This is a genomic window from Bacteroides sp. BFG-606, assembly GCF_024788145.1.
Taxonomy (GTDB): Bacteria; Bacteroidota; Bacteroidia; order Bacteroidales; family Bacteroidaceae; genus Bacteroides; species Bacteroides vicugnae.
This window is the reverse complement of sequence record NZ_JANUIL010000001.1, coordinates 3,446,978-3,462,115: the sequence shown is the minus strand read 5'-3', so window position 1 is coordinate 3,462,115 and position 15,138 is coordinate 3,446,978. Positions and strand designations below refer to the sequence as shown.

At 41.1% G+C, this 15,138-nt stretch carries 9 protein-coding genes and 2 pseudogenes; 7 read left to right on the top strand and 4 right to left on the bottom strand.

Annotation, left to right across the window (positions count from 1 at the left end):
* Positions 1 to 16: 16 nt before the first annotated feature.
* Positions 17 to 2,038 (top strand): annotated as a pseudogene (gene mobC / locus NXV01_RS12695) (conjugal transfer protein MobC).
* 96 nt (positions 2,039 to 2,134) lie between these two features.
* On the opposite strand, the gene NXV01_RS12690 reads toward mobC, so the two are convergent.
* Positions 2,135 to 3,766 (bottom strand): hypothetical protein, encoded by a 1,632-nt coding sequence (locus NXV01_RS12690; RefSeq protein ID WP_151879371.1) that lies wholly within the window; start codon positions 3,764 to 3,766, stop codon positions 2,135 to 2,137.
* Positions 3,767 to 3,805: 39 nt separating this feature from the next.
* The gene (locus tag NXV01_RS12685; protein WP_151879372.1) at positions 3,806 to 5,278 is read right to left on the bottom strand and encodes a hypothetical protein; all 1,473 of its coding nucleotides are present in this window, start codon (positions 5,276 to 5,278) and stop codon (positions 3,806 to 3,808) included.
* Between the two features lie 272 nt (positions 5,279 to 5,550).
* On the opposite strand from NXV01_RS12685, the gene NXV01_RS12680 reads away from it, so the two are divergent.
* The 5 genes and pseudogenes from NXV01_RS12680 to NXV01_RS12660 all read left to right on the top strand — a co-directional run bounded on the left by NXV01_RS12680 (position 5,551) and on the right by NXV01_RS12660 (position 12,773).
* Complete coding sequence (locus NXV01_RS12680; protein ID WP_151879373.1) at positions 5,551 to 6,837, top strand: DUF3945 domain-containing protein; 1,287 nt, start codon at positions 5,551 to 5,553, stop codon at positions 6,835 to 6,837.
* A 101-nt stretch (positions 6,838 to 6,938) separates the two neighbouring features.
* Entirely contained in the window at positions 6,939 to 7,385 is a 447-nt protein-coding gene (locus tag NXV01_RS12675; RefSeq protein ID WP_151879374.1) for a DUF1896 domain-containing protein, read from the top strand.
* Positions 7,375 to 7,554 carry a hypothetical protein gene (locus tag NXV01_RS12670; RefSeq protein WP_005655137.1) on the top strand — a complete coding sequence of 60 codons (180 nt, stop codon included), beginning with the start codon at positions 7,375 to 7,377 and terminating at the stop codon, positions 7,552 to 7,554. The genes NXV01_RS12675 and NXV01_RS12670 overlap by 11 nt, the downstream gene beginning before the upstream one ends.
* Positions 7,555 to 7,707: 153 nt before the next feature.
* Positions 7,708 to 11,669, top strand: a pseudogene (locus tag NXV01_RS12665) (N-6 DNA methylase).
* A gap of 81 nt (positions 11,670 to 11,750) precedes the next feature.
* On the top strand, positions 11,751 to 12,773 hold the full coding sequence (locus NXV01_RS12660; RefSeq protein WP_151879375.1) for a hypothetical protein: 1,023 nt from the start codon (positions 11,751 to 11,753) through the stop codon (positions 12,771 to 12,773).
* A gap of 162 nt (positions 12,774 to 12,935) precedes the next feature.
* Here NXV01_RS12660 and NXV01_RS12655 read toward each other — a convergent pair whose 3' ends face one another.
* On the bottom strand, positions 12,936 to 13,265 hold the full coding sequence (locus NXV01_RS12655; RefSeq protein WP_151879376.1) for a hypothetical protein: 330 nt from the start codon (positions 13,263 to 13,265) through the stop codon (positions 12,936 to 12,938).
* A 5-nt stretch (positions 13,266 to 13,270) separates the two neighbouring features.
* Positions 13,271 to 13,567: a DNA-binding protein gene (locus tag NXV01_RS12650; protein WP_192938727.1), complete on the bottom strand. Its 297-nt coding sequence runs from the start codon at positions 13,565 to 13,567 to the stop codon at positions 13,271 to 13,273.
* Positions 13,568 to 14,236: 669 nt separating this feature from the next.
* Between NXV01_RS12650 and NXV01_RS12645 the strand changes: the two genes are divergently transcribed.
* Positions 14,237 to 15,085 carry a DUF2971 domain-containing protein gene (locus NXV01_RS12645; RefSeq protein WP_118423694.1) on the top strand — a complete coding sequence of 283 codons (849 nt, stop codon included), beginning with the start codon at positions 14,237 to 14,239 and terminating at the stop codon, positions 15,083 to 15,085.
* The last annotated feature ends 53 nt before the right edge of the window (positions 15,086 to 15,138 follow it).

Genomic DNA, 15,138 nt, shown 5'->3' with positions numbered 1-15,138 from the left:
TTTAATAGTTACAATTATGCAGAATGAAGATGATTTAAGAGGTCTTGCCAAAGTCACAGACTTTATGCGGGCCATCAGTTTTTTATTTTTGACGATACACATTTATTGGTTTTGTTACGGCTGACTCCACGAAATGGGCTGAACGCTCGGTATAGTGGATAGGATACTTTCCAACTTTCAACGTACCACAGGACTGTTCTCATCCTTACTTTACACAAAACTGTTCTGTGTCCTCTTCCTCGGTCTGTCCTGCATGGGCAACAAGGGAGTGAAGAAGCATGAAATCACATGAAGGCAGATTATCATTGCGGCTATAGCGGGCACCATACTTTTTTTCCTGAACTGGTGGTTGTTATCCATTAGTGCGTCATCCGGTGTATGTGCGGTACTTTATACCACAACACTGACCAGCGGTTTTTTCTGCCTGCTGGCATCCGGTTTATGGATAAGCCGCCTGTTGAAAAATAACTTGCTGGAAGACGTTTTCAACCGTGAGAATGAATCCTTCATGCAGGAAACGAAACTCATGGAAAACGAATATTCCGTCAATCTGCCGACCAAATTCTGGTATAGGGGAAAGGAATGGAAAGGCTGGATTAATGTAGTGAATCCGTTCCGGGCAAGCATGATTCTGGGTACACCGGGTAGCGGTAAGTCGTATGCCGTAGTCAATAATTATATAAAGCAGGCGATCGAGAAGTCTTATGCACTCTATATATACGATTTCAAATTTGACGATTTGTCGGTTATCGCTTATAACCACTTGATTAAATACAGACACCGTTATAAGATACCACCCAAGTTCTATGTGATAAACTTCGATAACCCACGCAAGAGCCATCGTTGTAATCCGTTGGCTCCGGAACTGATGACGGATATTTCGGATGCTTACGAATCCAGTTATACAATCATGCTTAATCTCAATAAAAGTTGGGTGCAGAAGCAGGGAGACTTCTTTGTAGAATCTCCGATTGTGCTTTTTACGGCCATAATTTGGTTTTTGAAAATCTATGAAGGCGGCAAGTACTGTACGTTTCCACATGCAATAGAACTGCTAAATAAAAGGTATGAAGACGTTTTTACAATTCTGACCAGTTACCCCGATTTGGAGAACTATCTAAGTCCGTTTATTGACGCATGGAAAGGTGGAGCGAGTGAGCAGCTCCAAGGTCAGATTGCAAGTGCTAAAATCCCGTTATCCAGACTGATAAGTCCACAATTATATTGGGTGATGTCCGGCAGTGACTTTACACTGGATATTAATAATCCGAAAGAGCCGAAAGTTCTGTGTGTGGGTAACAATCCCGACAGGATTTCAATCTATGGAGCAGCATTGGGACTCTATAACTCCCGTATCGTTAAGCTGATAAATAAGAAGAAACAACTGAAAAGCTGCGTGATAATTGACGAGTTACCCACCATTTTCTTTAAAGGTCTGGATAATCTGATTGCCACGGCACGAAGCAATAAAGTGGCGGTTGTATTGGGCTTTCAGGATTTTAGCCAGTTAAAGCGCGATTACGGAGACAAGGAGGCCGCTGTCATCATGTCAACTGTTGGCAATGTCTTTAGCGGTCAGGTAGTGGGTGAAACTGCCAAAACCTTATCGGAAAGGTTCGGGAAAATCCTGCAAAAACGGGAATCCATGAGCATCAATCGCAATGATACATCTACTTCTATCAATACCCAACTGGACAGTCTGATACCTGCATCCAAAATCAGCACATTGAGTCAGGGAATGTTTGTCGGTGCCGTAGCAGACAACTTTGGAGAGACAATAGAACAGAAAATTTTCCATGCGCAGATAGTTGTTGACAATGAAGCTATACAGAAAGAGACGGCGGCCTACCAGCCCATTCCCGAAATCAGCTGCTTTCTGGATGAGAATGGTAATGATACAATGGAGCAGCAGATACAGGCTAACTACCGGCAAATCAAGCAGGATATTGTGGAACTTGTAGAGAACGAGTTAATCCGCATAGAGAATGATCCTAAATTAAAGTACTTGTTAGGTGATAATGAAAATAATAATTCCTAATAAGGATTTTAGAGGATAGTCCTATTTCAACAAAGCAATATGTCAAAAATAGGACTATTCCAATAATTATATGCCAAATAAGGCATAATATAATAATTACTCAGTTGAAATAATTATAGGATTCTTAAAATATGGGTGAGAATATTTTAATATCCTTTTATTTGTCTTGTCTTCTAACTTAATAATCGGATAGTCCCATGTATTTTCTATGTATTCTTTTATACGAAGCAATGTTAAAGCCTTATATTTTCCATTAAACATATAAAAAGTTGGAGTGTTAATAAAAAAAACAGCTTCAACTTCGAAGCTTAAAATGCTATAATCAATATGAAACATTTCTTCTAAATGTTCTTGCAAAACTTGAAGGTTGTTTATAAGCCAATTCTTCTTTCTTTCAAGTTTTTTTTCATATTCAATAAAATTACTATAATCAATTCTGTAACCGACAGCATCATACCGGGCACGATTATATTTTGTATCTGCAATAAAAACTTTATTCTTATTTTTATTTACAATAATAAAATCAATTTCACCTACTTTCGGAGTGTTTATATTTATATTCTGTTTTTTACCTTTTTGTCTAAATGATTCTATATTTCTACAATATGGATATTTGTTTTGTTGAAATATTTTTTCTATTTCATTTTCTAATAGACGATCATGTTCTAATCCTTTCTTATTCATAAAATCAACCATACCTTTGTCCTTTAACCATTCTTCAGGCATATTATTCCAGTGTATCATATTTGAAGCAATAACCATCATGCTTTCTGCAATCTTATTGTTTCCTATTAAAGCTCTTTCCACACCATCAACAATATAAGTTAAAATGGGTCTAAACATATATCGTTTTTCAGAATAAGGTTTTAAAACAGCATTTTCGAGAGTTAATTTATTAGTTTTGGACAACATTAATCCAGAATAAAACATTGATGTGTTTTCTTCAGAAGTTTTACATTCAGTTGCTAAATTAATTGGTAATATATAAGGCTCTAATGTTTGCTCAGGATTATTACTATGATGTTTTTTTAAATATGGAATTATTCCAATTGCCTTATTATAATCAATTGAGAAATTATCTTCTAACGCTCTTTTCAATTCATTCAATGCTCCTTCATCAAAAAAAGTTTCATAATCTATACCGAAATATCTACACAAGGTTTCGTTGACTTTTCCGAAATTGTTTTGCCATCCGCATGTAAATACATTTTCTTCAAATTCTATATAATAAGCATTTTGAATCATCTTATGGTATGCGATATAAATTGCAAATTCATAAATCCAATTACCTAAATAATATAACTCTTGTATTGTATTTATTATCTCTTTATAATCAAGTCCTTTTTTTGCAGTTAATTCTATATCACATGCTTGTTCTAATATCAATTTTAGAACTCTTCTATAACGAGGAAAGTCAGACTCTATTACCTCTGGTAATTGGAAACCTTCGAGTTGCTTTATATACAGAGCAATTGATGCCTCATGAAATAGAAATACGCTTTTAAAAAATATTTCTGTATCTTGTTTTAATATCAAATCTTTAAATTGACCAATAAAGTATTCAAAGCATGACATTAAAATTTTCTCAACTTTTTCATGGTCATAAGTAGTTGAATTACCATATTGTTCTATAATATATTGGGATAAGCCTATATTCCAATATTTATCTATAAAAGGTTCAAACTCAAAAGTTAATATTGGATATTCATCAATAAATATATGAGACATAATTTTGATTTAAATTAAATAGTTAATTACATATAATTATTATACATTTGAAGCTGATATTTTATTATTTCGAGCATCAATTATTATAAGATTTTCCTTATTTGCTATATTAAGTTCTCTCAATAGGCGTTTAACTTTTTGTTCTTCTTTATCTGTAAAATATAAGATTACAGATATATATTTATCTGTATCATTTGCTTTTGCGTAAATAGATAGTTGGTGTTGTAAATTGGATTTTAGTTTGCTATTAGAAGCTAATTTAAACTCTATTAAAGTTTTATCCATTGCGCCTTTTGATATAGTATAATCAACAATTCCCCGTCCATTTTCAACCTCCCTATTGACATCAAAAGCAGTATTATACCACACGGCTTTAAATGAAATCTGCGCATCCTTCTCTCTTACAACCCCTTGTTGCCAAGATAAGCGATAACCATCTTTGTCTTCTATAAAATTTTTAAAATAATTAATTCGTGCTAAAGACTCATTATACGAATCTGTGTATAAATCTCCCTTTAATAGATTATTTAATTTGAATAAATTTTCCATTTGTTGAAAATACTTTTTCTGAACTTCTATCCATCGCTTGATAAAATCAATATATTTTAACTCGTTATTTGAAAATGATGTGAATATAATTTCATTTTCTATCTTATATCCACTTTTAATCATCAAAGAAGAATATTGAGCTAATTCATGATTTTGGGTAAGACTTGTAAAGTCTATTTTCTGAAGCAGCTTATGTGTCAGCGAATTAAGATAATCAACTAATTTACTTTCTGTTATTAGTCTCCCATGCGCGCACTTTGAATATGGATTATAAAAAATCTCTTCAACCATAAGAGGTGATTGTTGCGTAAAATATTCTTTAGCTTCTCGAAATTCAGGCAAATCAAAAGGGAATAATTTCAACCATACATTGTATTTTGAGATAAGGAGATTAAACGGATTTATTTTTGTGGAAGATGCAGGTTTCATGAAATCATCAAAATAAGATTTGATATAATCATATGTTTCTTTTTTAATGTCCTCATTGTTTTCTATGCGAAAAATAAGTAAATCTACAAATTCTTTTAGAAAAAGTGGAGTTCCACACCCTTTAGGAAAATTCCCAAAACTTTCTATTGTATATTCCAAATAATAAGTAATATCTTGTTTCCAGTCAATTCTGTCTTGATTATTAAGAATGTGCTGATAACAATAGATAACTTTGTCGGCTGTCATTTGTGGTGTATTCGCATAGTCCAGTTTATTAAACTCATTAATTGACAATAGTTTTTGATGCCATTGGCAACAAAAAGGGAATTTATCAAATTTCACTTTCAATTGCCTCACTATTTCTTTATTAGTTTCTTGACAGCCTTTACATTTTCTATAGTCATGAAGGTCACCTAAAGTTGGCTCAATAGGATATGGTTTTGTTAAAAAGGTGGCAATGAAATATTGAATATGTCTACCACCACATTCAACATCATGCTGTTCTTGCAGATAAAGAGCTGTTGGAATTTTCATATTATTCTATAAATAAACAATTGTTATCTTTTATACAAAAGTACAGAAAATAAGGAGAAGCATCATTCTTAGTAAAACAAAAAGTGACTTCCTATCTTTTTTAAGACTCTAACTTATTTAAATAGGGTTGCCATTTCTCGCCAATCACCGCCATCTGTTCCTATCCGTTTCAACAACATAACATCTTATTAATTAATATTCTACATTCGCACCGACGGGCTAAAGTTTACCCGGTATTGATTAATTATTGTATCACTTAAATTATTGATTTTATGGCTAAGAAAAAGCAAGAACAACAAGAACAGAGTCAGGACGAGCATGTAATGGCCATCCTTGACAAGCGAACGAACAAAACCGCAGTTGTTTCCAAAATGAATGAACAGGACGGCAGTCTCGAAATCGTGCCACCCGACAAGAAGAACAGCAGCAGTTTTCTCAAACTGGATCGTACCTCACCGCTGGAACTATTCTTCACCAATTTCAAGAACCAGTACGAAAATCCCACGAGTTTCAGTTTCTTCCTCGTACCTCTTGTCCTTTTGGAAAAGACACTGAATGCCGTAGTTCAGATCCGAAAAGGGGAAGACCCCGGAGTAGAAGGTAAAAAACTGGTGGAGAACAGCGAACTCAACGATGAAGGACGTATCGCCAAACTTGCCCGTCGGTATAAGTTCGACGAACACCAGCTTCCGTGGAAAGAACTTGCCGCATTGGGAGTTGACAAGCAACTCTTGTTTGATAACCACTGCATGGGTGAGATGCTAAAAGGAAGGATTACCTCTATGGCTTTCCCCATCAGCAAGGAAGTAAACGGTGAAAAGAAGGATATGGGGGAAGCCTGTTTCCTCTGTGTCAAAGGGGAGGACGGCAAGGTGCAACTGAAAACTCTAAGCAGGCTCGATAAACCACAGTACGACCTGCCTGCCTATAAAGGAGTATTCACAGACGAGGAAAAGCAATCGCTTAAAGACACCGGGACTTTGGGGGCTGTCAAGGAGATGAAGGATACCCATACGGGAACGGTCTGCAACTGTTATGTATCCTTTCATGAACCGAGCAACCGTATCATCACCATGCCGGTGGATGCCATCAAGATACCCGATTATATCTACGGGAAAAGGCTGGATGACAAACAGAAGCAAATACTCGCTTCCGGCGGACTGCTTTCCATCAACGACATACAGCGCAAAAACGACACGCTGCTTTCCGGTGTCGCTTTCGTCGATCCGAGAATAATGGACATCGCTTTCAAGCAGTCCGGGGAACAATTGAAAGTCAACGACACTATCATGGGGGCCAAAATCACCCCCGAACAGAAAAAGATGCTTCAGAACCATGAAATGGTATTCATTGAGAATATGCGCTACAAAGGCAGGGTATTTTCCGATGATGTGCGTTTCAGCAACAAGAGCAACCAATTGCTGATAGGTCGCAACGCCCGTGAATACAAGCCCGCCATTGATAACCGGAACGACAAGAAAAAGGAAGTGAAACAGCAGTCCCCCCGCCATGTGGCATCCGTAAAGGCACATTCGAAAAAGAGCTTGTCCGTCATGTAGTAGAAAAACTATCCATGTCCACATCAGATATATACCCGGTTCTCTTTTATGGCAGCCGGGTATATGTTTAATATCCGATTAACATTTTAAAGCGATAACAAATGATTATACAAGATAAAAATACCGCAACCGGAGAATTGTCCTATTTTGAGACGACTCTCCTTCTTTATTTGAAGGAAAGCCATCCGCATATTGCCGGTGACAAAGCACTTGTCCGGGTTCGGGCTGACGATGCGGCAGGCAGCTACGAACGTGCCATACATGACGGCTTATCCGTTACGCAGGCTTTGCAACTGGCCGAGGCCGTTCTCTATCAGGACTTGCGCTTTTCCAAATTCGATACGGTTTTCGAAGTCGTGTCGGAGTGGTTTCCCGAAGTGTGGCCCGAAAAACGGGCAGGTTTCTGCCTGAAAGTATTGTCGCCCGCAGAAACAGTATTCAGCAAATATCCCATAGATGACCGGTTTGAATCATCCCCGTCCTATCATACACTTACCGTTGAACTTACAGGTTTCATACAATTTTATATAGAACAATATGGCATATAACAAACGACAACATTTGGCGGACAACATAGCCGCACTTGAATGGATATTCATGCGCCCGGAGTTTTGTCTCACGGAAGAGGGACGCAAGGTTTTGAACGGTTATTCGGGTTTCGGGGGATTGAAGTGCATCCTGAATCCGGCGGAAAAGGACACGGACATTGAAAGATGAACGACAGACAGGGAACTGTTTCCCCAAGTCAGATTGCTGCATGAACTGTTGCGTGAGTATTCCAAAGACGAAAAAGAATACAAGTCATACGTCCAAAGCCTCAAAAACTCCGCTCTCACAGCCTTTTACACACCGGAGCTGGTGGTAACGGCCATGCAGGAATCCTTGCAGCTACCGGGAATCCGTCCGGGACGTTTTCTTGACCCTTCTGCCGGAACGGGCATGTTTATCAGCGGCTTGAAGGATGTTCCCGAAGTCCATTGTTTCGAGAAAGACAAGCTCACGGGAAAAATCCTCTCATCCCTCTATCCGGAAAGCAGAGTGACCATAGACGGTTTCCAGTCCATACAGCCCTATTATAACAACTACTTCGATATGGTTTCATCCAATATCCCGTTTGGAAATACCAGAGTTTATGACCGGGATTTTGACCGGAGCGAAGACGTCGTGCGTAAATCCTCACTTGCTGCCGTACACAACTATTTCTTTTTCAAAGGTATGGACACGTTGCACGAAGGCGGGATACTGGCCTATATCACGACTTCGGGCGTCATGGACTCGCCACAGAACCGTCCCGTCAGGGAATGGCTGGTGAACCATGCCAATCTTGTTTCAGCCATACGTCTGCCGGATAACCTGTTTGTTGATGCGGGTACGGAAGTGAGTAGTGACCTGATCGTATTGCAGAAGAATACCCGAAAATCGGAACTGACTGAAAAGGAACGGAACTTTATTGAAACCCGCCTTATATCAGGCAACATCAATATCAACAACAGCTATGCCGATTTAGACCATATCGTCCATACTTCCGTATCTATGGGCAAAAACATGTACGGACAACCGGCCATGAATTTTATTCATGAAGGAGGTGTCGGCGCCATTTCCGAACATCTCAGGCAGTTATTGGCGCAAGATGTGGAGAACCATCTTGACCGGAAACTTTATGATGACAATCTATCCCGCTCAAACAATTCCACCATCCTCAAAACGGAGTTTGAGACACTATTGGAAACAGCAGGAGAGGCAGAACGGCAGGAGGTACAGGAAAAAAGCTCCGCACAGTCCTATGAACCCATGCTCAACCTGTTTGCCGCCTATGCGGATGAAGAGCAAGCGGAGGTGCAAATCGTAGAAAGCAGACCTTCACCAAGCCGGGCACCGTCGGTATCCCGCAAAAAGAAAGGGAATGAACCGGAAATGTTCAATCTTTTCTCCCAAGAGAACATGTACGATGAAGCCGCCACGCAGGAAGACCTGACTGGGGAACGGGCGGCAGCAGAAGCAAAATGGCAGGAGCGCAGACAAAAATTCGAGGAAGAGCGGAAGAAAGAAATGGAACCACGACTGTTTACCGGAGAGATACGTCCCGAATACAAGAACGGCTCCATCGTGAAATCGGGTGAGCAATACGGATATTTAAGGGGGTGGGTACTCCCGAAGCACAATTCCATCCGCTTAAACTGACAGTCACCCAACAATACCGGGCCGCCTACTATATCCCGCTCCGTGAAGCCTACCACAATCTCTACAATAAGGAAGCCGAAACGGAAACGGAACAGCCGGAACTACGGGAAGAACTGGTCAAGCGGTATGACAGTTTTTACCGCATGTTCAGGGAATTGAACGGAAAGGACAATGCCAAGTTCCTGTTGATGGATGCCGGAGGACGGGAAATACTGTCATTGGAACGTTCCGTTAACGGCAAGATACAGAAGGCGGATATCTTTTCTGTTCCCGTATCGTTCAACGCCAATGAAGTGACACATGTGGATACACCGCAGGAAGCGCTTGCGGCATCCCTGAACAAGTTCGGAGAAGTCAATCTGGAATATATGGAAAATCTCAGTGAAACAGGCAGGCAGGAACTGCTCACACAACTGGAAAACCGTATCTTCTACAATCCTATGATGAAGAACTATGAAATCAAGGACCGTTTCATAGCGGGCAATGTAGTGGCCAAAGTCGAATGGATAGAGAACTACCTGAAAGATTATCCCGATGACGACGCAAGCAAGAAATCATTGGAAGCCTTGCAGAAAGCCATACCGGAGCCGATCAGTTTCGAACTGCTTGATTTTAATCTGGGAGAAAGGTGGATACCCGTGTCCGTATATGAAGAGTTTGCCGGTTATCTTTTTGAGGCAAAAGCCCATATCCACTATACGGAATCCATCGACGAGTTCAGTGTGAGTTTTGAAGAAACGAACGCGAACATCACCGACAGATATTATGTGAAAGGGGAAAAAAGAGGTTATTACGGAAACGACCTGCTGAAACATGCGCTGCACAACACGGTGCCCGACATAACAAAAACCGTGCAGGATGAAGAAGGCAATGATATAAAGGTACGGGATGCCGAGGCCATCCAGCTTGCCGACGCCAAAATCAATGAAATAAGGTCTGCTTTCACAGGCTGGCTGAATGAACAGCTCCCCGAATTTAAACAGCACCTTGCGGACATGTACAACCGCAAGTTCAACTGCTATGTACGCCCGGATTATGACGGTTCCCTGCAAAGTTTCCCGTTCCTTGACCTGAAAGGGCTGGGCATACCGTCCTTGTACGACAGCCAGAAAAATGCCGTATGGATGCTGAAGATGAACGGCGGCGGTATAATTGACCATCAGGTAGGTACGGGCAAAACCCTTATCATGTGCGTGGCCGCCTTTGAGATGAAACGTCTCGGACTGGCGAACAAGCCGATGATTATCGGACTCAAAAGCAATGTGCATGACATAGCCGACACGTTCAAGAGGGCCTATCCGAATGCCAAGGTACTGTATCCGGGCAAGGAGGACTTTACCCCGGAGAAGCGTGTCGGAATATTCCATGACATCAAAAATAATAACTGGGACTGTATCATCCTGACACACGACCAGTTCGGGAAAATACCCCAGTCTCCCGAAATACAGCAGGAAATATATACGCAGGAAATAGACAGCATCGAAGAGAATCTCGCAGTATTCGAGCAGCAGGGCAATGAAGTGAGCGGCTGGATAAAGAAGGGGCTGGAAAAAAGAAAGGAAAACCTTGAGGCCAAACTTGAAAAGCTGGAACAGGATATAAAAGACCGGACGGATGACGTGACCGATTTCAGGCAAATGGGCATTGACCACCTCTTCGTTGACGAATCGCACAATTTCAAAAACTTGATGTTCAATACACGCCATGCAAGAGTTTCCGGTCTGGGCAACCCCGAAGGAAGCACGAAGGCCATGAACATGCTTTTCGCCATCCGTACCATACAGGAGCGCACAGGCAGGGATTTGGGGGCCACTTTCCTGTCCGGTACGACCATTTCCAACAGCCTGACGGAACTCTATCTTCTTTTCAAATATCTCCGTCCGAAGGAAATGGAGCGGCAGGGGATCACCTGTTTTGACGGTTGGGCGGCCGTCTATGCGAAGAAAAGCACGGACTTTGAATTTTCCGTGACCAACCAGGTCGTGCAGAAAGAGCGTTTCCGCTATTTTATCAAAGTGCCGGAACTCGCCAATTTCTATGCGGAGATAACCGATTACAAAACGGCCGAAGACGTAGGGGTTGACAGGCCGGAACTCAACGAGCAACTCTATCACATACCGCCCACTCCCCAGCAGGAAATTTTCATTCAGAAACTGATAAAGTTCGCTGAAACCGGGGATGCAGCCTACATAGACAGGGAACCTTTGTCCAAGGCGGAAGAAAAGGCACAGATGCTGATCGCCACCAACTACTCGAACAAGATGTCGCTTGACATGCGGCTGATAGACCCTGAATACGGCGACAATCCGGGAAACAAGGCGTCCCATTGCGCGGCCAAGATTGCGGAATATTACTATAAATATCTCGACCAAAAAGGCACACAGTTCATTTTTTCAGACTTGAGTACCTATAAACCCGACCAGTGGAACATCTACAGTGAGATAAGGCGCAAACTCGTGGAAGACCATAATATTCCGGAAAAGCAGATAAAGTTCATTCAGGAAGCAAACAGCGACAACGCACGCAAGGAACTGTTCAGCGATATGAACTCCGGGCGCATCCGTTTCCTTTTCGGGTCCACACAGAAACTGGGAACGGGAGTCAATGCGCAGGAGCGTGCCGTGGCCATCCATCATCTGGACATACCCTGAAGGCCGTCCGACCTGGAGCAGCGTAACGGACGGGCGGTAAGAAAGGGCAATATCATCGCCAAGCAATATGCCGATAACAAGGTGGACTGTTACATCTATGCGGTGGAAAAGTCTCTGGACAGTTACAAGTTCAATCTGCTGCAAAACAAGCAGGTGTTCATCAACCAGCTTAAAAGCCGCAATCTGGCCGCCCGTACCATTGACGAAGGGGCGATAGACGAAAACGGCGGAGGCAATTTCAGTGAATATGTGGCTATTCTTTCAGGCAACGACGATTTGTTGGAAAAGGCAAAACTGGACAAGAAACTGGCAGTCCTTGAAAGTGAAAGGCAGGCGTATCACCGTAATAAAGGAAACGCGAAAGGAAAGCTGAATGAAAAGACCGCCGGAATAGAGAAGAACAACATTTTTATCGGACGCTTTACCAGAGATTGGGAATACCTCAATAAAGTGGCTCCGGTAGATACGGAAACCGGGCTTCGTCCCAATCCCCTGAAACTGGACGGTGTGGACTCGGACAATATCGAGATACTCGGCAACCGGCTTGCCGCAATCAATCAGAAGGCCCGGACGGAAGACGATTACATGAAAATCGGAACTCTGTTCGATTTTCGTATCCTTGTCCGTACCGAAAGGAGCTGTGACGGAGACACGCAAGCCTTGCATAACAAATTCATGGTCGAGGGACTGGACGGTATCAAATATACCTATCATAACGGTTACATTGCCAAAGACCCGAAACTGGCCGTAATGTATTTCATCAATGCGCTGGAACGTATTCCCGGCATGATTGAGAAACGGGAAAAGGAAAATGCGGAGTTGTCAAAAGATATTCCGGTCTTGCAGGAAATAGTGGCAGCCACATGGCCCAAAGAGGGAGAAATCAAAAAGTTGGGTGAAGAGCTTGCCACATTGAACCGGAAGATACAGCTTACCCTTAAACCGGTAGGACGGCATGGAAATGTAGAAGGTAAAGAAACGGGAGCGGAAGAACAGAGGCTTGTCAGTGGCAGTGACGTGACTCCGGATTTACCACGGCAGGCTAAACATGTACCGTCTATGGAAATCGCAAACCCGGCAAGGGAACTGAAAAAAATATCCTAATGTTTCCTGCGGCACATTGCTGTAACCCCCGGAAGCTACGCAGGCTCCACTTCCGCAGGTTACAGCAAAGAGCCGCTTTTCAGGAAAGGACAAAGGCACGGCCGGCACCCGGATAAATCCGACCTTGCCGACCGTGCCCTTGTCTGTCAGCCGTAAATTACATCATTCCTCTTCCTCAAAGGAAAGGCTTTCCACCTGTTTGTTGATTACTTTCCAGTCAATCGAGTCTTTCAGGTTGATAATATCCACAATCGAATAATGCTTTGTCCCGTTCTCTTCTTCCGCAAAACGCAGCCGTCCGCTCAAACGCCGTTTCTCAATCTCTGCCGGATCAAGATTTATCAGTTCGCAGACTTCATCGGGCAGCATGGAAAGCGCCACGTCATTTTCCTGACAGATATGTTGCAGGACGGCCAGCATGTTCAACGACTTCTTATAACTTCTCACGAGTGCAGCGAATGAACCGCTTTCAATTTTAATCATCTTCTTCATAACATTTATTTTTTAGAGTGTTCTTCTTTTTCCAGCAACATGGCACGCAGCACGTCCGAGCGGCGGTAATATATCTTCCCCTTGTCTCTGTGAAAGGGAAGTGTCCCGTCATTACGTCGTCTTAAAAGTGTCCTGTCCGACATTTTGGTGAGCAGGCGCACACCTTTTGAATCCAGTATCTCGCTGTCCGGCAAATTATATACGGCAGGAGCCAATAACTTTTCAATGTTGGTAACTTTAGCAAGTATGGCACTAAGCATGTGGATTGTCTGTCCACCCGGTGCAGTTCTTCTGTTATTCATAATGACCTTATTTTTATTGTTTATGGTACAATATTACGGAGATATTATAAGGCCATTGGTTACTCAACCGTTGAGCAACCGCCAAAAAAAGACAGAAAACGCCAATTTGAGACAAAAAAATAGCCGGGAGGCACTGTCCCCGGCTATTCTATAACAAGTAGGCATCAATAAGTTATGCCTTCAATTATTAATATGTTAATAATCAGATTTATATAAAAAATAAATGGCAGTATATTTTGCTATATTCTAAATATTGCCTACATTTGTATATGAGTTATTTGAAACTATGCAAAGCAGTGTAACCCGAAGCAAGACTTCCGTCTCCAAATCGTTACCTGCATCTTTTAAACTCTCTATATTTACTTTATCTTCAGAGAGTTATATCAAAATATATTGTTTCATACGGTGAAACAAATACATATCAGTCTTCTAAAATTATTATTTTCCCATCTTTTTCATTATATTTGCTCTATCTTGTTTGCGTGCAATGACTACCTGAGTAGAACCAAAGAATTATCCACGTCTTACCTTTTTACAAATGGCAGATTTAGTTTGCACACATAGCAAAAAAAGTTTGAATTAAACATTAACCGATTGATTAACCTATCAGTAAATCGGTATAGGATTTCTGATATATAAAAAGTTTGCATAAAGCTAAAATCTAAGAATATGGATACATTATATCATTACACCACAATTGATGCCCTCTTGAATATGGTGAAAACAGATAGCCAACTACATTTCTGGGCAACTCGATATGACTATCTGAATGATGGTGAAGAATTAAAAAAAGGAATAGAAGTATTAAATTCAATTATCCCCAAAATCGAAAAGGAATTCAACACAGAAGAAGCAAAAAAAATTTCAGGCTATATCACCGAGTTAGGCAATAAATTAGAGAAGTATTACAAATCGGGCAATGCCGGATTCTATGTCATATCTTTATCAGAAGAAGCTGACTCTTTACCCATGTGGCGCATGTATGGTAATGACTGTAACGGAATAGCAATAGGGTTGGATTTTGATACTGTATATCATGAATATGACAAGACAGAAATCGTAGGAAAAGAAAAATTTAGAGAAGTATCCTACGAAGGGGACAAAAATATCGAGCATACAATAAAAAGCATTTATGAGCTATGGAAAACTCTGGAAGTCCAAGAAGGGATGGAACTGGCAAATGAATATGCCAATATAGTCAACCTGCTATGTATCTATATCAAATCCCACCATTTTGCGTATGAAAAAGAGTGGAGAGTTGCTTTATATGATTGGGATATAAAGCCAGATGATATTGACGAAAAGTATTACAGACCTATTCGGTTTAGAAACAAGAACGGAATTATCATTCCGTATAAAGAAATATCCCTAACCACAAATGCTATCAAAAGCATAACATTAGGGCCGGGATATGATTTGAACCGCAGCGAAGCATCGTTAAAGATGTTCCTGAAATCAAAAAATATAGATACCGACAAAGTAAAAATCACCCAATCCAATGTACCGTACTACCCATAAGCGGGCTTACTCGGACAATATCGAAAAAATCAACTCAAATATATCTATATAAA

Excerpts from the sequence above, each read along its gene's own strand:
- NXV01_RS12690 (WP_151879371.1), bottom strand. The coding sequence starts at position 3,766 with ATGTCTCATATATTTATTGATGAATATCCAATATTAACTTTTGAGTTT.
- NXV01_RS12685 (WP_151879372.1), bottom strand. The coding sequence starts at position 5,278 with ATGAAAATTCCAACAGCTCTTTATCTGCAAGAACAGCATGATGTTGAA.
- NXV01_RS12680 (WP_151879373.1), top strand. The coding sequence starts at position 5,551 with ATGGCTAAGAAAAAGCAAGAACAACAAGAACAGAGTCAGGACGAGCAT.
- NXV01_RS12675 (WP_151879374.1), top strand. The coding sequence starts at position 6,939 with ATGATTATACAAGATAAAAATACCGCAACCGGAGAATTGTCCTATTTT.
- NXV01_RS12670 (WP_005655137.1), top strand. The coding sequence starts at position 7,375 with ATGGCATATAACAAACGACAACATTTGGCGGACAACATAGCCGCACTT.
- NXV01_RS12655 (WP_151879376.1), bottom strand. The coding sequence starts at position 13,265 with ATGAAGAAGATGATTAAAATTGAAAGCGGTTCATTCGCTGCACTCGTG.
- NXV01_RS12650 (WP_192938727.1), bottom strand. The coding sequence starts at position 13,567 with ATGAATAACAGAAGAACTGCACCGGGTGGACAGACAATCCACATGCTT.
- NXV01_RS12645 (WP_118423694.1), top strand. The coding sequence starts at position 14,237 with ATGGATACATTATATCATTACACCACAATTGATGCCCTCTTGAATATG.